We start from the raw sequence: 23,775 nt of genomic DNA on the forward strand, positions 1-23,775 counted from the left end.
CTTTGTCTCTCAATCCAATACTGTATTCTACGGTATTGTATCAAATATAACTTATTCCTAAAACTTATTGACGATCTCTTAAAACCCTCTTAATTATGTGAATTAATATGCTTTGTAATTTCCGTCCTAAAGGGCGAGCTCTCCTTTCGTTTATAACTTAAATTACATACCTATGATAAAATTATAAACGTGAAAACTTTCAAAAATTGATATAACAGGATATTAACACATTATTGTACTAACTCTAACAAATTATTAACAACGTATTTAGGTTTTATGTTTCCGTTTTCAGCATCCTTGCGTGTCGATATACCAGTAAGAACTAACACAGTATCAGCACCTATGTTATTTCCCATTTGTATATCCGTCTCCAATTGATCTCCTACTACCAAAACCTTCGACAGCTGCTTGATGTTTGAGAATTTCATCGCAATTTCAATAATCCATGGATTTGGTTTACCGGCTATGAAATCAGGGTCTCTCTTCAAGGCGTAGATAATCGCACTAGCTAATGATCCAGCTCCTAACTTTAAGCCATCTTTAGCAGGCCAAAGTCTATCCATATTAGTTACAATAAACTTAGACCCTTTACTTATACACCTCATTGCTAGTGAAAGTTTATCGTAAGTAGCTAATCTATCTAAACCTAATACTACAGCATCTGGTATGTTTTCCTCAGCCTCAGCACTGTTGAGTATCGTGAAGCCATGAATTTTAAGCTCTTCAGTTAATCCTTCTTCTCCAACTGGGAATACTCTCTTTATATTTTTTAGCTTTTCTTTCATATAAATTGCAGCGGCTAATCCACTAGTAACTATTTCATTCGGTGTTACGTTTAGTCCTAAATATGATAATTGCCTAGACAATAATACTCTGCTAAACCCTGAATTGTTGGTTACAAAAATTATGCTGATTCCCTTATCTTTAAGTTGTCGTAAAGCCTTTATGTTTTCCCATATTGGTTCGCCTTCCCTCACTACGACTCCATCAATGTCGCTTATTATAAGTTCGTAATCGTTAACTAATGCCAATGGACTCTAACACCTCTATCTTTTCTTTTATCTTATCCTCTAAATCTTCTCCTTTTTTCACAAAACCGAAGAGACCGATACCAGTATATATTGCGTTTTCACAATTTTCCCATTTACCTATAACTGGAGGCATTATCTTAAAATATATATAATCTCCCCTATCAAATAAATACAGTAATAAAATTTTTTCTCCTTTTTCTATAACATATAAGTTACAATAATCTAAAGAGTTTAAAATGACTTTATCTACGCCTAATTTTTTACTATCGATTTGCGAAACTATTTTATTTCACCTCAAAATACTTTATGAGAGTCATGGATACAGAAAGCCTCACTCGCAAATACTACGCTTATATCAAAGGTCTGCCAAATATAAAAATATTCTTAACGCTAACTTCCTTTGAGTATATTATTTTACTGATTAGAAGTTTACAAATATCATTTGATTATCTTTACTCATTTTTATTATATTCCGTTTTGTTGATTGCGTTATTTAGAGAACGTTATAAACTAGGCCTATTTATCACGGATTTAACTGGAATTCCTTATATAGTATTATCGTTTCTGCCTGTCTCCCCCATATTTGCATTTGGCTTCTTCATGCCTTTATTGGCATATATACTTTTAGGTAGTTATAGGGAGTCCTTATCTATAACGTTATCAGCTTTATTATCGTTTGTTCCTATCATATTTTATCTCAAATATATATTGCCTTATATAATATATATAATTATAATATCATTAATATTTCATCTTTATATATATACTGTAAATAAAAAAGGTGTTAAGATTCTTGGTTTCAAGTCTACACAAGTGGCTGTGCCATTTATAAGAGCTATTACTGAAAAAAATAAGGCTCCTTTAGAAAACTTTCTTAGTTTAATTTCAGTAAAAACTACTCTCAATATTTTACTTTATAAGTTGGACGATATACTATTTGTACTACCCCAAATACACTTTGGTATCTTTGGAGATATTGGAAGTTCGAGATTCGTATATGATGCTGAGAAAACTTTAGGTAAAAACGTTATGGTTTTTCATAGTGCGGGAAGTCATGAATTAGATTTAGCTTCTTCCTTTGATGTGAATAAAGTACTAGAAGAAATCAAGAGAAGTTTAAATGGAAATAGTTGGAACAAAGTTAATTTCTACGGGATCTCTGTAGAAAAAATTAATAATTTCGAAGTAACTTCACTTGAGTTTGATAAATTTAGAATATCCTTCCTTGAGAGACCGAACTTAGGAATAGATGATCTTCCATCCTCACTATGGAAATACATGCTTAGTTATAACAACTATTTAGTTGACTGTCATAATAATTATATGATAGAAGGATATTCAAAAGATGAAGTAGAAAGTTTAAAGATGTTCTTAATGGAACAGAAAGGAATTAAAAGTAATAGGAAACTTTATATCGGTTATGCTGAAGGCGTGATTGAAAAGTCTTGTGAGGGATTATGTGATAATAGGGTAAGGGTCGTAACGTTAAGTGATGGCGAGAGCAAGATCTCGTTGGTTTATCTTTATGCTAATAACTCGTCTAGAGAACTTTATACAGCTATGAAGAATCTTGAAGAAGGTTCAAGGGTTATATTAATAACTCCAGATGATCACTCTTGTACTGGAGTTAGTTTAGGGATAACCTACTATCCTGCTGGAGTTTGTGAAGAGTTAATAAATAAAACTAAAATGTTGGTAAAAGAATCTACACTTAATCTAAAAGAGGTTAAGAATATACAATATACCGTTGTCAAAGTTAAAGGAGTTAGGGTGGTGGGAAAAATAGTTTCCTTAATGTCTAAAGCATTAGAGGAAGTAGGAGCGTATACGGCTAAAACTTTTTGGATACCATTAGTTACTCCTTATTTAGCGCTTATAGCTATATTACTTGCCCAAAGCATTAGTAAAATCTGAAATTATCGTATCGACATTAGATTTCCATTTCATTAAATCTTTGGGATCATTAGGATAATTTCTGTATGCTTCCTTTATCTTTTTCATATATTCAGCTACTACCTTAAGTTTTAATAGTAGCGATGGTTTCCCCAGAGCCATTATCACTCTCATGGCTTTCTCAGCAACTGATAGTTGCAAATCTCCATTAGAACTTGCCTCAACTATATCTTCTTCTCTCAAAACCCTCTTATTCATTCCATAATTTATTTCGTCGTCTGTTAACTTTTGCAAAAACCTCCTAAATAGGTCAAGACTAGCTTGTTTAGCCCCGTATTTTTCCACATAGCACTCGTTAGCTATCCATAATCCACGTGCTGAGAAATCGTTTATCTCAAAAGCATTATGTATTGCTTTGGCTACACAGTAAGCTGAGATCATTGCTGATCCCTTACCTCCTCCATGAACTGGGTTTACTGTAAAGGCAGAATCTCCAATAACAGCTATCCCATCCCATACTATGCTCGCTAAAGGTCTTCTAGTTGGAACTAAAGCTCCTCCTTTAACTAATAGATCCTTCTTATCCACATCTGGGGCGTAGTAGTCTAAATATTTGTTATAGTAATCATGAATGTTTCCATACCCCATTCCACTCTGAATTCCTAAACCTACATTTACTTTTTCTGGTCCTTTAGGGAAATACCACCAATATCCGCCTGGCGAGGCTTTTTGGGTTATGTATATTCTTAAATAAGGATAATCCTCAATTTCATCCTTAGTTCTCAAAACTTCTCTATACGCGATATCAGCATCTCTATCATCTAGGAGTTCTGTAACTGGAAGCTCATATGGTAACTTACTTCTGAAACTCATGGAATAGCCAGTAGCATCGACTACCACATTGGCTTTGACCTCAAAAGTCTCATTCGTTCTTCTATTGAATAATATTGCTCCATCTACCTTTCCATTACTAATTATTGGCTTCATAGCCGTGGTTAGATCTAGGACTTCCACGCCCTTTTCATTAGCCTCCTTGACTAATCTTTGTATATATGTTGGAGAGTCTATTTCAAATCCTTTCCCCTTTACCGTCCATACGGTTTTCATATCTGGGCTGTATAGTTTTATTCCTTCAACCTCCTCTTCTAGTTCCTTCCCTCTAGGATAAGGCATTCCTAAATCGTCAAAGTGGTCTTTACTTATTGCATCACCACAAGGTTTATCTCCAAATCTGTTCCAAGGTTTACTATCTATTGCTAAAACTTTGAGACCCCTTTTAGACAAGTGCCATGCTAACGATGCTCCAGCCATCCCAAGTCCGATAATCAAAACGTCATATTCGGCTTTTCTCAAATCAGACCGCATTTAATTTGATCTCAAAAAATAAAAATCTATTTACAGTAATCCTTTATAATATTAGCCTTTATGGAATTAGGTATTTTTTGCATTATTTTCTCAATTATTACCTTATTATTATCATCACAATAGAGTATTAATCCCTTCATAGAATCTTTTGTCTCAATTACTTTTCTAAGCATTTGTTCAGTATCCTCTTTTTTCCATGTGTAAATATAAACTCCTAGGTCAATGTTGTCTAGGAGAGATTCCCTAGCATATTGTATAAATTCTGGATACGACAGCTCTGATATAAAGTGCAATATTAATTTTTTGCTATTGCTTAGTCTACACTCTTTGAACATTTTCTTTATGAATTCAGGTATGTCTTCCGGACTCGTGGACGAAATGATCATAAGAAACTTACTATCCGCTTGCACAATGTATTTAGTATAACTGAGGTTTAAATTACTTATGAAAATACCATAGCTAATTATCCATTATCTTAAGTGCTAGCGAAAGAAAATAGTATATATGATAATCCTAGTTATCTACAGAAAGTTAGATATGAATATGAGGAGCATTATAGCCGGACTGAGAAGGATATCGTTTGTAAAAGAGATTATATTTTATAATGGGGAGAAAAATATGATATTTGCTAATAATTATAAAATATGGGAGGAAGGAATGAATAATAATCCTATTGAAGAGATTTATGATATAAAGATATTCGAGATGTTGAGGAAATCTTATTTATTCTCCTGTGCTTAGCTTCTCAAATTCTTTATATAAAAGTTAGAGTCTGTAATGATTAAATATCCTCTAGACTCCGGTGGGAACTCTCTTGTTATACCTCCACTATAGATTACTCTTGCTAGTCTATCAGCTTCAAGTCTTTTGTATTGTCCTATTACTAACCAATCCCAAGGACCAGCCCCAATACTTTTTCTGAGTTGGTCTATCTCTCCTTGATGTCCGTGAACTATATAATACTTAACTGAAGCAGCTTCTGCAATATACATTGTTGTGCCGATGATTTCTTCTCTATACCTTGGTTCGGCTGTTATGCACTTTATCGCATGAGGATCCATATCGCCTGAGACGTAAATTATTTGAGCCCAAGGTGCTATGCTTCTTATAACGTATAATACATCTATTACCCTAGGGCATTCATAATCCCAATAACACTGTGTTGTATCTCCATTAAGAACAATAACTTCCGGCTCTTCTTTCTTTATAATACTAGATAAAGTACTTTCAACATGCGGTTCGGGGAATCTTACATTACTCATTACCAAAATCTTCACTATATCTCACCTTCAAAAACAAATACTTTTACCTCTTCTGAAGACATAACTCCTCTAGCCATTCCTTTCGTATTGTAGTAAGCAGATGCATTCCCATATCTATCTAATCCAATCATTCCAATATTATCTTTTCCAAAGATTTTAGTAACTTTGTTGATTACAGATCTTAATGAATCTTCTATACTAAATCCCATAGAAACTAATATATCGACTTCCTTTGCTGGCAATATTTTAAGTATTATTTCCCCTATACCAGTACTTGATACAGCAACATTAGTCGTTGCGTAATATCCAGCCCCGGGTATTGGAGAGTCTCCTACTCTTCCCGGCAGTTTACCACTAATTCCGCCCGTACTCGTCCCGGCTACTAGGTTTCCCTCATTATCCAAGGCAACTGCACCTACAGTATCTCCAGATATTACACTTCCGCTAGTAGAATGCATAACCTTTGAATTGTCAATCATTAGAACGTGTCTTCCTTGTTTTAAAATTTCTAAAGCCCTTTTTATTGCACTACCTTCTCTCAATCCCATTATTCCTCCTGCTTGTAAAGTATTCCCAATCATAATGCCAGCATCCATTTCTATATATCCCATGGAATTCTTTACACTACCTTTTCCCGCGTCAAATACTCCAGACTCCTCCATGGTATAAATAGCCTCGACAACTGCCTCTATAGCTGATCCTCTCTTAAATTCTTCAAATCCTCTAACTAGCGCCTCTTTTATTGTATTTTTAGCTCTCTCTTGATCGGTTATTCTCCAACTTCCTGCTCCACCGTGGACAACGATTACTGGTGATTTGTATCTCACATGTTGTTATTGTGAATAGATATTTTTATTTTCTGATTAATTGTTTTAAGATTAGGATGAAACCTAGTTACACGTTGCCTCTTTCGATACTCATGATAATATTACCAGTAGTACCAGCACTAGTAGACTCATTTCCAGGCTTTTTAGGTGGAGCGATTATAGATTTTGTCTTAGCTTTATACGTCTTATATTCAGAGAAACCTTGGGCTAATGATTTAAAGACTGCTATTAGTACTCTATACTTTACTGGTCTATCCTCAATTGCTGACGGTTTTGGGTTATTCTTAGCCTTACCTTATCATCCGGTGAAATTTGCGATAATAACTTTAATTTTATCAATCCCGTTTATATTCAATCTGATCCTGGTTCTCAGACCTATCTTACCAACAATAATAAAGAGAGACATATTATACGTTGGTAACGGATTTTTCGCTTTTTCAATAGTGCTTATCATAGGGGCTATAATAGGCAGAGTATTCATAACAAATTTCTACGTCTTACTGTCATTGTATTCTGGATTTCTAATTCTAGCTGTCTTAGCGTTATTATATTTTAGAAAGGGGTAATTTTTGATGAAGGTTAGCATAATTGGGGCTGGTCCTGCTGGTCTATCGCTAGCTTATTTCTTAAAGGGGAGAAAGGAGTTTGATGTAACAGTTTACGAAAGTATGTCTAAACCTGGAGTTAAACCTTGTGCGTGGGGTTTAATAACTGGAATTGAGGGATTTTTGCCAATTCCTAAAGGTAGTATAATAAGTGAAATAAAGGGATTTAGAATATATTTGAATAATAAGTTAATTTTTGATATCAGAAATAAGGAGAAATTGGGATATATTATAGATAAGCCACTCTTTCTTCAGAAGTTAGCTGAAGATATTGGAGATGTTAAATTTAACTCGAAAATAACGTTAAAGGATAACAAGTATTACTTGAACGATAAGGAACTAGATTCTGATAAAGTGATTATAGCTACGGGACATTACAGCGTGGAAAAGTCTATGACAATACCTGCAATACAATACATAACTGACTACGAGATAGATAAAGAGGTTGTTGAATTTTATTTCTATTCTGGATTATTAGGTTATGCATGGATTTTTCCAGATAGAGAGGGGTCTAAAATAGGCATAGGTGGCTACGCGGGGGTAGATGAATTAAAAGAAAGAGTTAAAGGTATATTAAAGGGAAGAATTAAGCAATTCCATGGAGCTAGAGTTACTGACTACGGGGTGATAGAGGATAGGCTTAACGGAAACTATGTTGGAGAAGCGTTGGGCACAGTATATGCTATCACTGGCGAGGGTATAAGACCTTCGATAATATCCTCAAAGATTCTTGCGGACTCTTTAATAGATGGAAGGGACTTTAGGAAGGAGTTTAAGAAAAGTAAGTTGTACTGGTCATTAAACTGGCATGCTAAGGTTCTAAAAATGTCTAAGGAAAGAGATCCCAATGCTGTAAGGCTCTCAAAAGCGATTACTAGTAGTGATCCAGAGTTAGTTTTAAGATTTGCTATAGGTGATTTTAATAGATTGGATCTAATAAAGCTCTTCGGGAGGTCAATCATTTGAATTCATCTACTTACTATTTAGACGATATAGATAAGAAGATACTTAATATTCTTCAGCAAGATTCCAGGATACCATTCTCCAGATTAGCTAAGATGCTAAATTTAAGCGAGGCTACAATTTACGTTAGGATTAAAAGATTAAAGGAGAGCGGCGTTATAAAAGGTTTCTATACTGAGATCGATTATGATAAGATAGGTTTAAGTGTAGTTGCTTTTGTGTTAATAAAAGCTGATCCTAAAAGATATGAAAATATTTTAAAACAGCTAACTGAAATTAAGGAAATATATGAGATATATGATGTCACTGGAGAATATTATGCTATGGTTAAGGTAAGAGTTCCGACTAGAGAAGATTTAGCAAAAGTTTTAGATAAGATAGGTGGTATGGAAGGAGTTACTTCCACTTATACAATGCTTGTGCTAAGAGTGATAAAGGATAAGAAGGAACTCGATTTATGATCAGGAGCGAGAGCTCCTCTTCATAGCTCAGCCGGTTTTCTATTCCTCATCTCTTAATCTTTTCTATTAAATGCCCTACTATATATTTAGCTGGGCTAATACTGGTTGCTGCCTCAAATCCTCCCCAAAGAGGTGCTGCATTAACTTCAAGTATTTTATACCCTCCCTCTTCAAGATCCTCTATTACGTCTATTCCCGCGTAATCTAAACCTAGGACCCTTACACTCTTTAAACTAATCTCCTCAAGTTCAGCTGTAGGGACCAATATTTGAGCTACTGCTCCTTGCGCTATATTAGTTTTCCATCCACTCTTAGAAATTCTATATATACTACCTAGGATTCTATCTCCTATTACTATGACTCTGATATCCCTATCAGGTTTTTTAATATATTTTTGAACATAGACTGGCTGATTTACCGATAATATCGATTTAGAAATTCTAAACGCTATATCCGGATCAGATACTTTTACAGATCCTAGACCTAAACTACCTACCACTGGTTTTATTACAACTTCTCCCCATTTCTCTACTAGTCTCATTACTTCAAATGGGTCCTCTACAACCGCGGTATTTGGTACCGGTATCCCAGCTCTTTTGATTTTCATTAAACTTGCAAATTTGTCTCTAGCTTGTAACATTGCATCAGGTCTGTTAATTAAAACTACTCCGCTTCTCTCCAGTTCTCTTAGAACGTCAAACCTTTTTATGAACTGCTCAGTCGTAGATATAAAGCCTAAATTTCTAATTAATCCTCCATCGATTTCAACTTTCTTACCACTATAAGTAAATTCTATTCCCTTTTCAGTAATTTCTGCATTCAATTTTGATATTCTAATATAATACGCATTGTGATTTCTATTCTTAATCTCTAGTAACAATTGTTTAGAGGCGCTAGTAATTTTTTCTGATTCATGAATAACCGCAAGTTTAATTTCGTTTCACCAATTGTTCCTCAGATTTGAATTTCTTAAATCTTATCTATGCCGGCTTCCTTAAGAAGCCCGCTAGATAAGAAGTCTGGTAAACCTCTAATATCATCTACATATTCTTCTAAAAATGGGATTTGGTTTACGGTCTTTTCATACTTTGACTTATATTCTAAATAAACTGACTTTACGTATCCTTCTAAATTACCTTCCTTATAATATTTGAGTAATTGCCTTGCACTTCCTTCAATTTCATCAATTTTCTTAACTTTATAATCTATGAAATCGTCTATTACTTGATATATTATCCCTAAGTACTTTCCTATTAATAACATTTCATTTTTAAAGTTACTTCGTTTAGACGCATAAGCAGCTAATACTGTGGACAGTTTAAATAGACTACCAGTCTTTAGTTCTATGGTTTCTATATAATTATTACTGTTGTAAATATCCTTTAACGCACCGACAGCTGTATCTTTCCAGAGTTCAATACTTATATTTAATGCATCATCACCATAGGAAGTTTGGATTATTCTCAGTGCGGTAGGAATTAGATAGTTAGTAATAAAAATTACTTTCCTATTGCCATAAACTACCCAAGCAGCCTTATCTCCTCTTCTAGTTATATCTAGGTCAACTATATCATCTAGAGCTAGTGAAGCAGAGTGAAGAATTTCAATAGCTAAAGCCCCACCATAACTACTTTCTATTTCCCCTCCTAAAGCTTGAGTGAAGAACATACTTAAGGTTCCTCTGTACCTCTTCCCGTCTTTTAGGATATATTTACTTATATCAAGCAATTCCCACTCCTTATTCTCGGTCAAGAATTTTTCTACTAGATTATCAATTATGACCTTAGCCTTTAACCAGAAATCTATGATATTCAAAACTTCATACCTCCTCTTTAACCTCTTTTAAATAAAATAGAATCATACTTAAATATATAGGTGCCATCAAAGGATCTGTATCCAATAATACCTCTTTGACATTCTTTCCATTAGCCCTTAAATAAGATGATATTCTCCTCATCATGTAAGCATCTACACCCGTGGTAATAATTTGAGAATCAGTTAATATTATCTTATCAAAATAAGTTGAAACATTATGTCCAATCCTTTCTAAAAAAGACTTAGCAGGACTCATAATCGGAGAAAGTATGAGATGCAAATTCAGATCAAACTCTCTAGACTTTGTTTTAATCCAGTTTTCCAAATCAGATAGATCATTTATTTGTTGAATCAGTGATATTTCCCTTTTATTCTTATCCTCGGAAATAGTATTTAGTAATGATAGCGATACATTTATTTCACATAATTTGATGTCCAGAACTCTTAACTCTATTATACTGGTGGAAGGCTTATAATTAGTCCTTCCACAAAAGTAAATCACTCCACCTATTCCTAATGCTTGCATCCCACTTACCAAATCATGAAGCTCATTTTCATCTCCTAAAAAACCTAATATCCTTGATATGTCAGTGTAAGGACTTTCAAGAAATAAAAAATCATAAATATTAGATATTTCTATATAATTTCCCTTGATAGAGACTAATGCATTCTTCAGTGTATATGCCGGAAGTTCTTGTCCCTTGCCGAATACTATTATATCTGTATTACTAGGAATCTTTAATTTGAATATTTTAATCGAATCTTTTATACTAAAGCTGTCCTTAGGCTGTTGCAACATGAGCACAACTCCTCTTGAGGTCTTTCTGGAATTTTTTTAATTACCGCATATAATAATCTTTTAGCATTCTCCGTATTTTCAGACATCACCTTGGTCACTTCTTCAGCAGTAACTGGCTTATCAGCAAAAACATCGTAATCAGTTACCATCGCAATTGTTGCATAGCACATTTGCATTTCGCAAGCTAAATTTACTTCTGGAACTAAAGTCATCCCTATGATATCGGCTTTATAAACTTCCCTCCAAATTCTACTTTCTGCCCTCGTTGAAAATCTAGGTCCCTCTATACACACATAAGTACCTCTGTCATGTACTATTATATTCAATTCTTTTGCAGTTTGAACGATAATATTTCTTAAATGGTTACAGAAAGGATCAGCCATAGAAACATGGGCAACTATTGGTCCATCAAAAAACGTATATTCTCTCCTCTTTGTCATGTCTATGAATTGATCGGGTATTACGAAATTTCCAGGCTTATAGTCCATTCTTAAGCTTCCTACGGCAGAAACTGAGATGACCCATTTCACTCCTAGTTCTTTTAATGCCCATATATTAGCTCTATAATTTATCTTATGTGGAGGTATTCTGTGTCTCTTTCCGTGCCTAGGAATGAAAGCTACAGTCTTTCCCTCTATGTTACCTATCGTTATCAAATCGCTAGGTTCCCCATAGGGTGTATATACTTTTATTTCTCTGCTGTTAGTCAAAATACCAGGATCATAGAGCCCAGAACCCCCTATTATTCCAATCGTTGCTTTTTCAGTCGTCTGAGCCATAAGAAAGATAACCAAAATATATATATAAAAATTACATTATTACTTTAACTCGTCTTACGATGACGTAGAGAAAATCATGAAAATACTTTTATTTAGATAAAATATTTCTCTACCTCAGTTTCTATGGAACTTAGCAAATTTGGCTACTAAAAGCTATTTTTAGATCTAAAGTCAACATTGAATATGATACCTTAACTTATATTTAAGTTATAAATACAATTTTGTTAATTAGGTAATATATCTGAGTAAGAAGACTATAATGGAATTTTAACAAAATAAAGAGTTGTATAGTCTCTAAATTATGTGATTTAAGCCATGATTAGCTTTAACTTATCTGAAGTACATAAGGTTTATATAGTTGATAAGGTTAATAGTAACTTAACAAATCTGTGAGTCGAGTCGAATGGAAGAAAAAGTAGGTAATCTAAAACCAAATATGGAAAGTGTAGATTTAACTGTAAGAGTTTTGGAAGCGACAGATGCAAGGCAGATACAAACGAAGAATGGTACTAGAACAATAAGTGAGGCAATTGTTGGAGACGATACGGGTAGAGTGAAATTAACGTTATGGGGTAAGCATGCTGGAAGTATAAAGGAAGGTCAAGTAGTAAAAATAGAAAATGCTTGGACTACTGCTTTTAAAGGTAAGGTTCAATTAAACGCTGGAAGTAAGACTAAAATATCTGAAGTGTCTGAGGATGGATTTCCAGAATCATCCCAAATTCCAGAGAATACGCCATCAGCACCACAACAAATGCGTGGAGGAAGAGGATTTAGAGGAGGAAGAAGGTACGGAAGAAGAGGAGGAAGAAGAGAGGAAGAGGGAGAAGAAGAATGAATTATGAAGATGTAAAAGATATGAAGCCGAAAAAGGTAGGGGAGCTAATAGATAGAAGTGAAGAAGGAGATAATTATATCGTGAAAGTATCGGATGAAAAGATTTACGAATTGGCACCCATAGCGTATTATATTTGGGCTATGTGTGATGGTAATAGGAGTGTAACTGATATCGTAACCGAGTTAAGTAAGGAAGCTAATTTAGATATATCGCAAGTTCGTGACCCCGTAGTTATGGTTTTAGACGAGTTACAGAAAGCGTCTCTCATAACTTTTTAATCTCGTATAAGTTAAGATTTTTTTATGAGAATTATTGTCAAAGAAGACTCTTTATATGATCCAAATGATGCAATAGAAGCTTTCTTAAAGCATATAAAATTTGAAAGGATTGTAGATATTCCTGTAGAGCAGGCTTTTTCTTTAATCCTAGCAGAAGATATAAAATCACCTATTGATTATCCTCCGTTTTCGAGATCAAATGTTGATGGTTACGCAATAAAATCTTCATGCACCCCGGGGGTATTAGAAATAATAGGGAAGATAAGAATAGGAGAACATAAAAATATTCATCTTGATGAATGTAAAGCGGTTGAAGTAGATACTGGGTCTATGATACCTTTAGGAAGTGATGCAGTAGTTAAAGTTGAAGAGGTTGAGGTTAAGGACAATAAAGTAGTTATATCAAAGAAGGTAAATTTTGGTTATAACGTTGGGTGGATTGGGAGTGACATACCAAAGGGAACATATGTAGTTAGAAAGGGGGAAAGGTTATCACATGAAGAAATCGCTCTTCTAGCTTCTTTAGGAATTGATAGAGTTAAAGTATATGATAAACTAAAAATATACTTAATAACAACTGGAGACGAATTAATACAACCCGGTAAAGCATTAATTGAAGGCAAGATATATGAATCTAATTCACATTATCTCGTATCTAGATTAAAGGAAAGATTTGAAGTAGTAGGTAGAGTATGGTTAAATGATGACCTAGATAAAATAAAGGATGAAATATTAAAAGCTACCGAGATAGCTGACGTAGTAATTTTGACAGGTGGAACTAGCGCAGGAGAGAGGGATTTTGTTCATAAAGCTATATTAGATTTAGGTAAGATAATAGTTCACGGGATAAAGATTAAACCTGGAAAACCTACAATATTAGGATTAGTGAAGGACAAGCCAGTGATAGGATTGCCGGGTAATGTTGTCTCTTCAATTGTAATCTTTGATAATATTGTGGTAAAGATTCTTGAAAATATTTACCCTGCTCGTAAAGAACAATTAGGTTTAGGGAAGTTAAAGGCTAAAATAGTATCTCATCTTAGAGCTGATAAGAATAGGGACACTCTGTTTCCAGTATACATATTTAAAGGGGTAGATGGCAATTATTATGCTCTTCCAATAAAGTTTGATAGTTATATGGTAGGTACTTTTGCACTATCAGAAGGATACGTTATGTTAAAAGCTGGTACAGAAGTAGAAGAAGGAAAAGAAGTTGAGGTTAATGTAAAGAAATATGACGATTCGTTGACCATTATTGGTGAAGAGGAAAAGTGGTTTTTGGATTTAGATGCTAAGACTATTCTCTTAGGCTCCTTCCCTGGATTAAAGGCCATTGAGTATAAGTTTGGAGACATTGCGATAATAAGTTCTTTATATGGAGATGTTAATGAATATGATAAGGTTATTAGGAGGGACATATTATCAAATGGTAACGGTGAAGAAATAGGTTATGATGATTGGATTGGAATGAGTAAGTTGATAAAAAATCCCGTTGTAAAGTTAAAATCTCCCTCCTCTGTGTACTCGTTATTAGGAAGAGCTAAGGTATTTGCGCCAAGCTCGTATATAAAAGGTGAAAAAGTATCAGAAGAGCGATTGTATTTAGTAGGGATTACAGAAAGGGGTAAGAAATTTATAAGTAATCTTAATATTTAGCACTGTGGAATGTAGAAGAGCTATAGCCTATTCAAGTTCAGCTAATTTAGGAGCTGGCTTTGACATCTTATCTATGGCACATACGGCTTTCCATGATATTGTAGAAGTCCAAATTGAAGATAGTACTAATAGAGAAATAGAGATTATTTCAGTTAATAACCCAAGCATACCTACAGAAATCGATAAGAACTCAGCAATGTACCCTATGAAAAAACTTCTTGAAGATAAAGGGATAAACGTCAAAGTTAGGGTTAAAATAATAAAAGGAGTACCAGAGGGTTTAGGCTTAGGTAGTAGCGGTGCATCAGCGTCTGCAGGTGTAGTAGCATTAAATGATTTGTTAAATCTTAACCTTTCTAAAGAAGAATTAGTCAAGTATGCAATGTATGGCGAGGAAGCAGTGTCTGGCTCACCACATCCAGACAATGTTTCAGCGAGCATATTTGGTGGGGTCGTTTCTGTTATCTCTGTTAACCCTGTAAAAGTTGTAGATATACCTGTTAATTACAATTTTGATATTTTATTATTTATTCCACAAAATTTAAAAATAGCCCAAAAGACTAAGAAAGCTAGAGAGATGATACCTAGAACAATAAGCCTTAGTGATTATATCTTAAATTCGAGAAGCCTATCCTCACTAATTCTTGGGTTTGTGAGGGGTAGTAGAGATTTAATTAGACTAGGATTGAATGATGAGATAGTAGAAAAGTCTAGATTACCATTATTTCCACATTACCCTAAAATTAAGGAGATAGCATTAAAAAATAACGCGATAGGTGCATGTGTAAGTGGGGCTGGACCTTCTATCCTAGTCTTAACGGATGAATTGACCGATGAAAATAAAATTGTAAATGAGGGAGTTAAAACTTGTAAAGAATTTGGTATAGATTGTAATATAATAAAAGCAAAGATAGCAGGAGGTGTTAAGGTTGAGAGATGCAACTAAATCTGTTAAAGAAGATATTGATGATTCAGCCAAAGCAATAACTACTCCTATTTATCAAACCACTGCTTATCTTTACCCTGAAGGTGAGAAATACAGATATTCAAGGGAGGCAAATCCGACAGTATTAGAACTTGCAAAGAAAATAGCCGAGTTAGAAGGAGCAGAACAAGGTGTAGCATTTTCGTCCGGGATGGGGGCAATATCAACTGTCAGTTTATCCTTACTCAAGCCTAATGCTAATGTTTTGATTCATCGTGACATGTTTGCTAGAACATATAAGTTTTTTATGGACTTTGTGAGAAGTTGGGGAGTTAACGTCGATTCATCATTACCAGGGAATCAAAATCTTATTGAAATGGCAAAATCTAAGAAGTATAATCTAATATTCATAGAAAGCATATCTAATCCACTATTAAGAGTAATTGATATTCCAGAGTTGTCGAAAATTGTAAGAGAATACAATGGAATCCTAGTGGTTGACTCAACTTTTGCTACTCCAATAAATCAAAAACCACTGGAATTGGGTAGTACAATAGTAATTCACAGCGCGTCAAAATTTCTGGCTGGACATAATGACGTAATAGCAGGGCTTGCGGCAGGTTATTCTGAGTATTTATCTGTTATAGATCAGATGAGGAGAACGTTAGGTACTTCTCTCGATCCTCATGCAGCATATCTTACTCTACGTGGTATTAAGACGTTAAAAATAAGAATGGATGTTATAAATAGAAATGCTGAACAAATTGCTGAGTTCTTAGAAGGTCATTCAAAGGTAAAACGTGTATATTATCCTGGTCTGAAGACCCATATGGATCATGAAATAGCTAGAAGAGTATTGAAGGGATTTGGTGGTGTTATTAGTTTTGAGATAAAGGGCGGTGGAGAAGAGGTAATGAAGGTCATGAAGTCTTTAAAGATAATAATCCCAGCTCAAACATTAGGTGGGGTTAATTCAATAATATCTCAACCATCCACAATGTCCCACAGAAGCTTAACTGTTGAAGAGAAGAAGGTTGTAGGAATTACTGACTCTCTCCTAAGATTATCAGTTGGTATAGAAGACGTTAATGATTTGATTGAAGATTTAGATAGAGCACTTAATAGTATTACATAATATTGAAAAATATTTTTAAATTAGTCTTCTTACTAAAATATTAAAATACTAGCTTTGGATACAATACGGTTGAAACGAATTTATTCGGTTGCAAGTCTAACATTAGATGTATACAATCTAATAGATGCTTGACAAAATCCTTCATTATCTTTTTAGATTCAACTGATCTATCTTCATGAGACAAAACGACTAAATAATCTACTGATCAATTGATTGAGCTCTAAAGCCAAGTAGTTAGATGTATAGTAATTCCTCCTTAAATTCTACTACAATATAGTTCTTATCTCACGTTTTAGTTCATCTTCCAACATATGTTTTATTTCATTTCTATGAATTCTTGTTAAGTGTAAATATAATCCTTTCTTAGTAAATGGTCCCCTATTACATAATTTACAGTAAAGTAGATTGTTATTTTCATAAGACAACCAAAAAGAAACTTTATCTATCGAATTTAAAGCTATTTTTTTAGACGATATTCCAACTAATCTTACTACCTCTTCGTCTTTTACTGGCATTTTGCATGCTTTTTTCACTGTGCTATCTATTAGCTTCTCAGCTGTTATTGAGATCCCACTATCCATTTTTCATCCCATAAAGCTGAAATTCCGATGGCAACAGCTAATAATGATATAAGTCTATTAGCCCTTTTCTCTACGTCTATGAAATTGAAAAACATTCGTACGTCATTTAAATCTATACCTAATGCCCTAAATATTTTCTCAGTATTTGCCTCTAGTTCAATTATGTTCACACTATCTATAACGTTATGGTCAAGCTTCTTTTTAATATCAACCACAGAATCTAGAATTTTACCTAACTCATCCTCATCGATGTTTCTGAAAATTTTCGTTATGTTAACCTTGATTTTTGATCCTATTACCTCAGCCATACCGGGTGAATAGTCTATGGGGGATATTTTAGATATCCACAAATCAACATATCTTCTCACGGTTTCCTTTATATCATCACTTTCCCCCTCTAGCTCAATTACAACGGATGCAGCAGCCAATATGTGGGCCAATGCTTCTCCTACCCTTAGCTCTTCTTCAACGTAATCTGTCAAGTTATTTGCAATATTTTTTGAATCAGCTTCTATACTCAAAGTTATCCCTAGTTATCATGTTTGGTGAATATAAATATGAGAGAGATTTCAGATAATACCATTTAATTCAAGACATATATTTCCGTAAAATAATACGTCTTAGGTAAAAGTATAAAGCGGAGAAACTTTTAAAAGAATTTCATGAAGGCTTTCGTATTTGGTATTGGTGGAGGCGGAGATGCTGTATCTGCGTTGGTAGCGTATTCTTATCTTAGAAAATTAGGTTATGAAGTAATTTTAGGCTCAATAATCTGGGAACGCTATATAGAAGATCCATTGCCTGGACCAATTTGTTTTGAGGATATGGTTAACGCCAATATGGTAAATGAGTGCATTTATGAAGTTAGTCCAATGTCCTACGCTATAAGGGGAGGTAAGAAAGTAATTCCGCAATTGGTCAGACTTTTAAATTCTCTAAAAATTCCTAAGGGTTATGGAATATGCAATAGAGGTGGAGATATAGGTCTTTATAAATGTTTAAAGGACTTTATTTTAAAAAATGACATTGATCTAATAGTGGGCGTTGATGCAGGAGGGGATGTGCTAGCAAAAGGTTGTGAGGAAACTTTAGGAAGCCCTTTAATAGACTTTATATCTCTGTCAGCTTTAGTTAAGCTCAAGCAAGAAGGTTATCAAGTAGTCTTAGGAGTAATAGGTAGTGGGAGTGATGGAGAGTTACCATATGACTATTTTCTTAAGAGGATAAGCGAGATAGCCTCGTTAAATGGACTCATGGATATTAAAGGATATGACGAGGAATCGGCAGAGTTAGTTGAAAGAGTGCTTAATGAAGTTAATACTGAAGCTTCAAGAATTCCTTACTATGCTTTTAAAGGAGCTTACGGAGAAGTTAATATAAGGAACGGAACTAGGAAAGTGTTCGTTTCACCCATATCAGCAGTGATGTTTTTCTTAGATCCCATTAAGATAGCAAATACTACAATACTTTATGAGATAGTTAAGAATTCAATAAATATAGAGGAGGCGAATAAAAAATTAAACGAGGTAGGTATTTATACAGAATATAATTTTGAAATAGACCTATATCGAAAATACGGTATGGATTCCTCAAAGGTTTCTGGAGAAGAAGTTATCAGTATTAGAGAAGAGGGGAAGAAGAGATTAGGTGGTATTAGAATAAAGTGCTAAATTTTTATTTTTACTAATTCCTAATATTGCTATGGATCCTATTCATGAGATACTGACAAACTATGAGTTTGATGAAGAGGAGATAAACTATGCGTTGATGAGAGCAAAAGGGATCATTATTGGGTTTGCAATGGAATATAGAGCGAGAAAAGTCTTACAGCAATTTAATTTTGAAAACATAAAGTCAGTTGATATGCCAACGCATGATATTGAAGCGTATAAGGATGGTGTGAAGTATTATGTTGAAGTAAAAGCAAGCAAGAAATCGCCTACTAGGGAATATAGTGCGTATAAGATAGCTATGATAGCTTTGTTAGATGGTATACATTTAACATTAACGATGATACCTAAACCTAATCTATTAGTTACCGAGGAAATCCTCAGTGAACCTAAGAGAATATTATATAGGTTCTTTAGGCTCCTTTACGCTAAGCAGTATGATGAAATTAAGGTATTTTTAGAGAACGAAAAGAATAGAGAGGTCTTAAGCTCTTATTATACTGTAATAAAAAGCTTCAGCGATAAGTATAATTTACCATTAGCTGGGGAACTAATAAAACCTAATTTGTAATATTTTAGGTAATAATGGGAAAATGTTGACTACCCAAGAGTATTGAAGTGAGAAACTTTAACTGTGAAGTTTTATGTTTAAAAAATTTAAAAGCTATAAGTAAAAACAAATATAGTATGAATGAGAACGTTTATATTGTTTCAGCTGTTAGAACGCCGATAGGAAAATTTGCTGGGTCATTAAAAGATTTATCGCCAGTCGATTTAGGGACGATAGCTATAAAGGAAGCTTTAAAGAGAGCCAACGTCTCTCCAGAAATGGTCAACATAGCCATCATGGGAAATGTGCTAAGAGCCGGACACGGACAAGATATAGCTAGACAGTGTGCGATAAGGGCTGGAATACCATATGAGATAGACGGGTTTTCAACAGATATGGTGTGCTCTTCGGGCATGATGAGTGTAATAATTGCATCCCAAATGATAAGGAGTGGTGATGCTGATATCGTAGTAGCTGGAGGAACTGAAAGTATGAGTCAAGCTATGTTTGCTGTTAGAGCAGATGTAAGATGGGGGGTTAAGATGTTAATGGAAAAAAAGCTAGATTTAATTGATACTATGCTAGTTGATGGATTAACTGATCCATTTAATATGAAGCTAATGGGACAAGAGGCTGACATGGTAGCTAAGTCACGAAACGTTTCCAGAAAAGAATTAGATGAGGTAGCTTATCAAAGTCATTTAAGAGCGTATGAGGCTACACTTAAGGGTTATTTCAAATCTGAAATAGTTGAAGTAAATGTGAATGGAAAAATTATAGATAGAGATGAGGGTATTAGACCAGATACCTCGTTAGAAAAACTTTCAAAATTATCTCCAGCTTTCAATCCAGATGGTGTACATACTGCAGGAAATTCTTCTCAAATTTCTGACGGTGCTTCGGCATTAGTGATTATGAGCGAAAAAGCTGTAAAGGAATTGAAAGTTGAGCCTATTGCTAAAATATTGGGTTATAGTTGGACTGGGATAGAAAGTTGGAGATTTACTGAGGCTCCTATTTATGCAATTAAGAAATTATTAAATAAACTGAAAATGGAGGTAAATGATTTTGATTATTTTGAAAATAACGAGGCATTTGCCATAAATAATGTGCTTGTTAATAGATACTTAGGAATACCTTATGATAGACTAAACGTGTTTGGTGGGGCAATTGCAATAGGTCATCCAATAGGTGCTAGTGGGGCTAGAATTATTACAACTTTAATTAATGTATTATCTAAGATGAATGGAAAAAGGGGAATTGCAAGCATATGTCATGGAATTGGAGGAGCTACGGCAATGGCGATAGAGCTTATGATTTAAATCAAGTAATTTTTTATGCGTAATATACTATCTACTAATGTAGGTGGTTATGTAATTGCCTAAAAAGGATAGAGCGCAACAGCCTTCAAATAGAGACGTTCCTATGCCAACAGAGGGAGAAACTATATGTGTCGTTAAAAAGATGCTAGGCGGGGATCATCTCATAGTATTATGTATGGATGGAAAAGAAAGACTAGCTAGAATACCAGGTAAAATAAGGAAAAAAGTTTGGATGAAAGAAGGTGATGTGGTTTTAGTAGGAATTTGGGATTTTCAACCAAACCGTTGTGACATAGTGCATAGATATGAGAATGATGAAATAAAGAGGCTAATAAATGAAGGAGTAATATCAAGAGAAGTTATAGATCAACTAAGAGGATAAAATTGGTCGGAATCGATAAAAAGACTAAGGAGGAGAAGAAACTTAAAGACGAGGATCTATTTAAAGTAGTAGATTCCACGATTGATTCTAGAACTTATTTCAATTTAATCCAAATTGCCCGTCGTTTAAATATAGAAGCATATTTTGGAGCTATTTCATCCGGCAAAGAGGCTAGAATTTATCCTGCCAAGACGATTGAAGGTAAATATTATGCTATAAAAATATACTACACATCGACTGCCCAAAGCAAAAGAGCAATAAAGAAATACACTGAGGGGGATATAAGGTTCAAGGATGTCAAAATTAGTAATACTAAGCAATTAATAAATACCTGGGCTCGCAAGGAGTACAAGAATCTTAGTAAGATGTATCAAGCTGGAGTAAGGGTTCCAAGACCAATCATGGTATATGAGAATATATTAGTAATGGAGTTTATTGGCGAGAACGGATTGAGAGCACCTCTTCTTAAGGAGCTAGGTGACGAAGAAATAACTGAGGGTCTATATGAAGATTTGATATCCCAAATACATATCATGGTTAAAAGAGCGTTATTAGTACATGGGGATTTAAGCGAGTATAATGTGATGGTATTTAATGAGAAATGTTATATTATTGACGTAAGTCAAGCAATATCGATTGACCATGATGAGGCATTGAAATTGCTAGAGAGAGACATTGAGAACATAAATAACTTTTTTGAAAGCAAGGGAATAAATATAAAGCCTAAAGAAGAGATAATATTAAGCCTAATTTCTGGGGAATGATAATCTTGTTCGTGACTGTAGAGGATGAGAAATTAGAAAATGTTAAAAAAATTATAAACAAATTGGAAGAACTTACGGATACTAAGATAGAGTATAACGAGGTCACTAAGGCCTTTAATATTATACCAAAGGGGCAGAATTCTTATGACGCCTTTAAGGCTATATCTGTAATAAGAGCTATAGGTTTAGGTTTCTCTGAGGATATCGCCTTTAAACTATTAAGTGACGAGTATACAATTGAGGTGATTGATCTTAAAAATTACGTGGGTAGCGATCCAAATACGCTTAGAAGAGTTAAGGGAAGGGTTATTGGAGAAAAAGGAAAATCCAAGAAGATAATACAAGAGTACACTGGAGTCTACATATCCATATATGAACATTACATTGGAATCCTTGGAGTATATGATCAAGTGAAAATAGCAAGAAGTGCTATAGAGCTACTAATATACGGTAAAGAACACAGTACTATATATAAGTTTTTAGAAAAGGCAGAGAGAGAATTAATATCATCAAAGGTCTCTAGTTTAACGAGAAAGAAGTTATAAAATGGGTTCCAGTATTTGGCCACGGAGATCATAAAATGAAGCCTCTGTTATTTTAACATTATACCACATTCCCAATTCGACCATGGTATCCTTTATGACTACCGGGATGTAATTAATTGTCCTTCCTATAACTGAACCTTTACGACCTAGTTCAGTAGTTACTACTTTGCTCACCTTATTTATGTAATCAGAGTGAATGGAAAGCGCTATATCCTCATATAACTTATTAGCTATTTTTACTCTTTCCTTTTTTATTGCATCTGGAACTTGAGGCATAGAAGCACTTCTGGTATTTGGTCTCATAGAGTACATTGCTATATGAATCCTCTCAAAACGTAAGTCTTTTATGAGCTCTAATGTGTTATTAAACGCCTCTTCGTCTTCTCCAGGGTGACCTACGATTATATCAGTAGTTATATTAACGATAGGAATCTTCTTCCTTATTTCTCTTACGAGCTCTCTATACTCTTCAACAGTATATTTTCTGTTCATTAGCTTTAATACATTATCATCTCCACTTTGAACGGGCAAATGGACAAATTTGTAAACTTTAGGTTCTTTTAATACCTCTATAAGGTCATCCAAAATTCTCATTGCTTGTTCAGGAGTCATCATACCTATTCTTATCATGAATTCCCCTTCTAGTTGACTTACCTCTCTTACAACGTCTGTTAACTTTACTTTACCACCAAGATCCAAACCATATGCAGCAGTATCTTGGCCAGTTAGCTCAATCTCTTTTGCACCTTTTTGTATGGAGTATCTTGCAGTGTCTACTATTTCTCTCAGTGGATAACTCCTTAGCTTACTCCTAGCTATTTTAGTTATACAAAAATTACAGTTCCCAGCACATCCGTCCGCTACTGGAATAATAGCAATTTTTCCATCAAATATTCTTGGAGTTGTTATCGCCTTATCTCCTTCTAAGATTATTTTTCTTTCCTCAGATCCTACGACCTCTAGTATTCTATCGATACTTTGAGGTCCAATCAATGAAGCATTGGGGGCAATAGATATAATAGCCCCAGGCTCAGAACTGCTCATGCATCCAGCTACTATGAGCTTTTTTGAAACTTTGTTTAGCTCCTTTATTCTTTGTTTCATTCTTTCTTCAGTTTCTAGCCTAACAGCGCATGTATTTAGTATTGTAATCTCAGCCTCCTCCGGACTATTTGCGAATTCATAACCTTCCTTCTCTAATAAGGTCATCATTATATACGAATCAGCCTTGTTTAATGTGCAGCCGTAAGTCTCAATGTATACCTTTTTCATAATTCTTCAATAGTATTTTAAACCCCAGACGCTTATAGATTTATTGTGAGCTCAGAA

The 23,775-nt window shown here is 34.3% G+C and carries 29 protein-coding genes; 16 read left to right on the plus strand and 13 right to left on the minus strand.

What is annotated here, in order from left to right:
* Positions 1-230 precede the first annotated feature (230 nt).
* Both BFU36_RS10450 and BFU36_RS14280 read right to left on the minus strand, forming a co-directional pair.
* Entirely contained in the window at positions 231-1,031 is an 801-nt protein-coding gene (locus tag BFU36_RS10450; RefSeq protein WP_069283971.1) for an HAD-IIA family hydrolase, read from the minus strand.
* Entirely contained in the window at positions 1,018-1,164 is a 147-nt protein-coding gene (locus tag BFU36_RS14280) for a hypothetical protein (protein ID WP_231961132.1), read from the minus strand. Before BFU36_RS14280 ends, BFU36_RS10450 begins: the two co-directional genes overlap by 14 nt.
* A gap of 182 nt (positions 1,165-1,346) precedes the next feature.
* Here BFU36_RS14280 and BFU36_RS10460 point away from each other — a divergent pair, with 182 nt between their 5' ends.
* On the plus strand, positions 1,347-2,945 hold the full coding sequence (locus tag BFU36_RS10460) for a DUF2070 family protein (RefSeq protein WP_069284720.1): 1,599 nt from the start codon (positions 1,347-1,349) through the stop codon (positions 2,943-2,945).
* Here the strand turns inward: BFU36_RS10460 and BFU36_RS10465 are convergent.
* Complete coding sequence (locus BFU36_RS10465) at positions 2,916-4,277, minus strand: digeranylgeranylglycerophospholipid reductase (RefSeq protein ID WP_069283973.1); 1,362 nt, start codon at positions 4,275-4,277, stop codon at positions 2,916-2,918. The two genes, BFU36_RS10460 and BFU36_RS10465, sit on opposite strands and share 30 nt — an antisense overlap.
* A 38-nt stretch (positions 4,278-4,315) precedes the next feature.
* Positions 4,316-4,699 (minus strand): DUF5751 family protein, encoded by a 384-nt coding sequence (locus BFU36_RS10470; protein ID WP_069283974.1) that lies wholly within the window; start codon positions 4,697-4,699, stop codon positions 4,316-4,318.
* Positions 4,700-4,793: 94 nt separating this feature from the next.
* Here BFU36_RS10470 and BFU36_RS10475 point away from each other — a divergent pair, with 94 nt between their 5' ends.
* Complete coding sequence (locus tag BFU36_RS10475; RefSeq protein ID WP_069283975.1) at positions 4,794-5,030, plus strand: hypothetical protein; 237 nt, start codon at positions 4,794-4,796, stop codon at positions 5,028-5,030.
* On the opposite strand, the gene BFU36_RS10480 is transcribed toward BFU36_RS10475, so the two are convergent.
* Positions 5,027-5,566, minus strand: coding sequence for a phosphoesterase (locus tag BFU36_RS10480; RefSeq protein ID WP_069283976.1), 540 nt, complete (start codon positions 5,564-5,566; stop codon positions 5,027-5,029). The genes BFU36_RS10475 and BFU36_RS10480 overlap by 4 nt on opposite strands.
* Entirely contained in the window at positions 5,566-6,378 is an 813-nt protein-coding gene (locus BFU36_RS10485) for an isoaspartyl peptidase/L-asparaginase (RefSeq protein WP_069283977.1), read from the minus strand. Before BFU36_RS10485 ends, BFU36_RS10480 begins: the two co-directional genes overlap by 1 nt.
* 56 nt (positions 6,379-6,434) lie before the next feature.
* Here BFU36_RS10485 and BFU36_RS10490 point away from each other — a divergent pair, with 56 nt between their 5' ends.
* From BFU36_RS10490 to BFU36_RS10500, 3 genes are read left to right on the plus strand one after another with little or no spacing between them, the layout of a single operon-like run.
* The gene (locus BFU36_RS10490) at positions 6,435-6,944 is read left to right on the plus strand and encodes a hypothetical protein (protein WP_069283978.1); all 510 of its coding nucleotides are present in this window, start codon (positions 6,435-6,437) and stop codon (positions 6,942-6,944) included.
* A 6-nt stretch (positions 6,945-6,950) separates the two neighbouring features.
* A complete protein-coding gene (locus BFU36_RS10495) occupies positions 6,951-7,949 on the plus strand; it encodes an NAD(P)/FAD-dependent oxidoreductase (RefSeq protein ID WP_409349223.1) in 999 nt (332 codons plus the stop codon).
* Entirely contained in the window at positions 7,946-8,407 is a 462-nt protein-coding gene (locus tag BFU36_RS10500) for an Lrp/AsnC family transcriptional regulator (protein ID WP_069283980.1), read from the plus strand. The genes BFU36_RS10495 and BFU36_RS10500 overlap by 4 nt, the downstream gene beginning before the upstream one ends.
* 46 nt (positions 8,408-8,453) lie before the next feature.
* Here BFU36_RS10500 and BFU36_RS10505 read toward each other — a convergent pair whose 3' ends face one another.
* From BFU36_RS10505 to BFU36_RS10520, 4 genes are read right to left on the minus strand one after another with little or no spacing between them, the layout of a single operon-like run.
* Entirely contained in the window at positions 8,454-9,341 is an 888-nt protein-coding gene (locus tag BFU36_RS10505; protein ID WP_185957840.1) for a RimK family alpha-L-glutamate ligase, read from the minus strand.
* Positions 9,342-9,376: 35 nt separating this feature from the next.
* On the minus strand, positions 9,377-10,222 hold the full coding sequence (gene gdS-2, locus BFU36_RS10510; RefSeq protein WP_069283982.1) for a hexaprenyl pyrophosphate synthase: 846 nt from the start codon (positions 10,220-10,222) through the stop codon (positions 9,377-9,379).
* A 4-nt stretch (positions 10,223-10,226) separates the two neighbouring features.
* Positions 10,227-11,021, minus strand: a complete 795-nt coding sequence (locus BFU36_RS10515; RefSeq protein WP_231961134.1) for a hypothetical protein — start codon at positions 11,019-11,021, stop codon at positions 10,227-10,229.
* Positions 10,988-11,800 (minus strand): S-methyl-5'-thioadenosine phosphorylase, encoded by an 813-nt coding sequence (locus tag BFU36_RS10520; protein WP_069283984.1) that lies wholly within the window; start codon positions 11,798-11,800, stop codon positions 10,988-10,990. Before BFU36_RS10520 ends, BFU36_RS10515 begins: the two co-directional genes overlap by 34 nt.
* A 403-nt stretch (positions 11,801-12,203) precedes the next feature.
* Between BFU36_RS10520 and BFU36_RS10525 the strand changes: the two genes are divergently transcribed.
* From BFU36_RS10525 to BFU36_RS10545, 5 genes are read left to right on the plus strand one after another with little or no spacing between them, the layout of a single operon-like run.
* Positions 12,204-12,638 (plus strand): OB-fold nucleic acid binding domain-containing protein, encoded by a 435-nt coding sequence (locus BFU36_RS10525; protein WP_069283985.1) that lies wholly within the window; start codon positions 12,204-12,206, stop codon positions 12,636-12,638.
* Positions 12,635-12,916, plus strand: coding sequence for a PqqD family protein (locus tag BFU36_RS10530; protein WP_069283986.1), 282 nt, complete (start codon positions 12,635-12,637; stop codon positions 12,914-12,916). Before BFU36_RS10525 ends, BFU36_RS10530 begins: the two co-directional genes overlap by 4 nt.
* A gap of 24 nt (positions 12,917-12,940) precedes the next feature.
* Positions 12,941-14,572, plus strand: coding sequence for a molybdopterin-binding protein (locus tag BFU36_RS10535; protein WP_069283987.1), 1,632 nt, complete (start codon positions 12,941-12,943; stop codon positions 14,570-14,572).
* Between the two features lie 4 nt (positions 14,573-14,576).
* Entirely contained in the window at positions 14,577-15,518 is a 942-nt protein-coding gene (locus tag BFU36_RS10540; RefSeq protein ID WP_069283988.1) for a homoserine kinase, read from the plus strand.
* The gene (locus BFU36_RS10545) at positions 15,502-16,632 is read left to right on the plus strand and encodes an aminotransferase class I/II-fold pyridoxal phosphate-dependent enzyme (RefSeq protein WP_069284721.1); all 1,131 of its coding nucleotides are present in this window, start codon (positions 15,502-15,504) and stop codon (positions 16,630-16,632) included. The genes BFU36_RS10540 and BFU36_RS10545 overlap by 17 nt, the downstream gene beginning before the upstream one ends.
* A gap of 266 nt (positions 16,633-16,898) precedes the next feature.
* On the opposite strand, the gene BFU36_RS10550 is transcribed toward BFU36_RS10545, so the two are convergent.
* Positions 16,899-17,213 (minus strand): hypothetical protein, encoded by a 315-nt coding sequence (locus BFU36_RS10550; protein WP_069283989.1) that lies wholly within the window; start codon positions 17,211-17,213, stop codon positions 16,899-16,901.
* Positions 17,192-17,734 (minus strand): hypothetical protein, encoded by a 543-nt coding sequence (locus BFU36_RS10555; protein ID WP_069283990.1) that lies wholly within the window; start codon positions 17,732-17,734, stop codon positions 17,192-17,194. Before BFU36_RS10555 ends, BFU36_RS10550 begins: the two co-directional genes overlap by 22 nt.
* 141 nt (positions 17,735-17,875) lie before the next feature.
* Here BFU36_RS10555 and BFU36_RS10560 point away from each other — a divergent pair, with 141 nt between their 5' ends.
* The 6 genes from BFU36_RS10560 to BFU36_RS10585 all read left to right on the plus strand — a co-directional run bounded on the left by BFU36_RS10560 (position 17,876) and on the right by BFU36_RS10585 (position 22,446).
* The gene (locus BFU36_RS10560) at positions 17,876-18,883 is read left to right on the plus strand and encodes a DUF1152 domain-containing protein (protein WP_069283991.1); all 1,008 of its coding nucleotides are present in this window, start codon (positions 17,876-17,878) and stop codon (positions 18,881-18,883) included.
* A gap of 31 nt (positions 18,884-18,914) precedes the next feature.
* The gene (locus BFU36_RS10565; protein ID WP_069283992.1) at positions 18,915-19,454 is read left to right on the plus strand and encodes a hypothetical protein; all 540 of its coding nucleotides are present in this window, start codon (positions 18,915-18,917) and stop codon (positions 19,452-19,454) included.
* A gap of 116 nt (positions 19,455-19,570) precedes the next feature.
* Positions 19,571-20,755, plus strand: a complete 1,185-nt coding sequence (locus tag BFU36_RS10570; RefSeq protein ID WP_069283993.1) for a thiolase family protein — start codon at positions 19,571-19,573, stop codon at positions 20,753-20,755.
* 55 nt (positions 20,756-20,810) lie between these two features.
* Positions 20,811-21,137, plus strand: coding sequence for a translation initiation factor aIF-1A (locus BFU36_RS10575; protein WP_069283994.1), 327 nt, complete (start codon positions 20,811-20,813; stop codon positions 21,135-21,137).
* Positions 21,138-21,148: 11 nt separating this feature from the next.
* Complete coding sequence (locus tag BFU36_RS10580; RefSeq protein ID WP_083216448.1) at positions 21,149-21,901, plus strand: serine protein kinase RIO; 753 nt, start codon at positions 21,149-21,151, stop codon at positions 21,899-21,901.
* On the plus strand, positions 21,898-22,446 hold the full coding sequence (locus tag BFU36_RS10585) for an RNA-processing protein (RefSeq protein WP_069283996.1): 549 nt from the start codon (positions 21,898-21,900) through the stop codon (positions 22,444-22,446). The genes BFU36_RS10580 and BFU36_RS10585 overlap by 4 nt, the downstream gene beginning before the upstream one ends.
* Here BFU36_RS10585 and BFU36_RS10590 read toward each other — a convergent pair.
* Entirely contained in the window at positions 22,441-23,718 is a 1,278-nt protein-coding gene (locus tag BFU36_RS10590) for a tRNA (N(6)-L-threonylcarbamoyladenosine(37)-C(2))-methylthiotransferase (protein WP_069283997.1), read from the minus strand. The genes BFU36_RS10585 and BFU36_RS10590 overlap by 6 nt on opposite strands.
* Positions 23,719-23,775: the final 57 nt, after the last annotated feature.

Source organism: Sulfolobus sp. A20, from assembly GCF_001719125.1.
GTDB lineage: Archaea > Thermoproteota > Thermoprotei_A > Sulfolobales > Sulfolobaceae > Saccharolobus.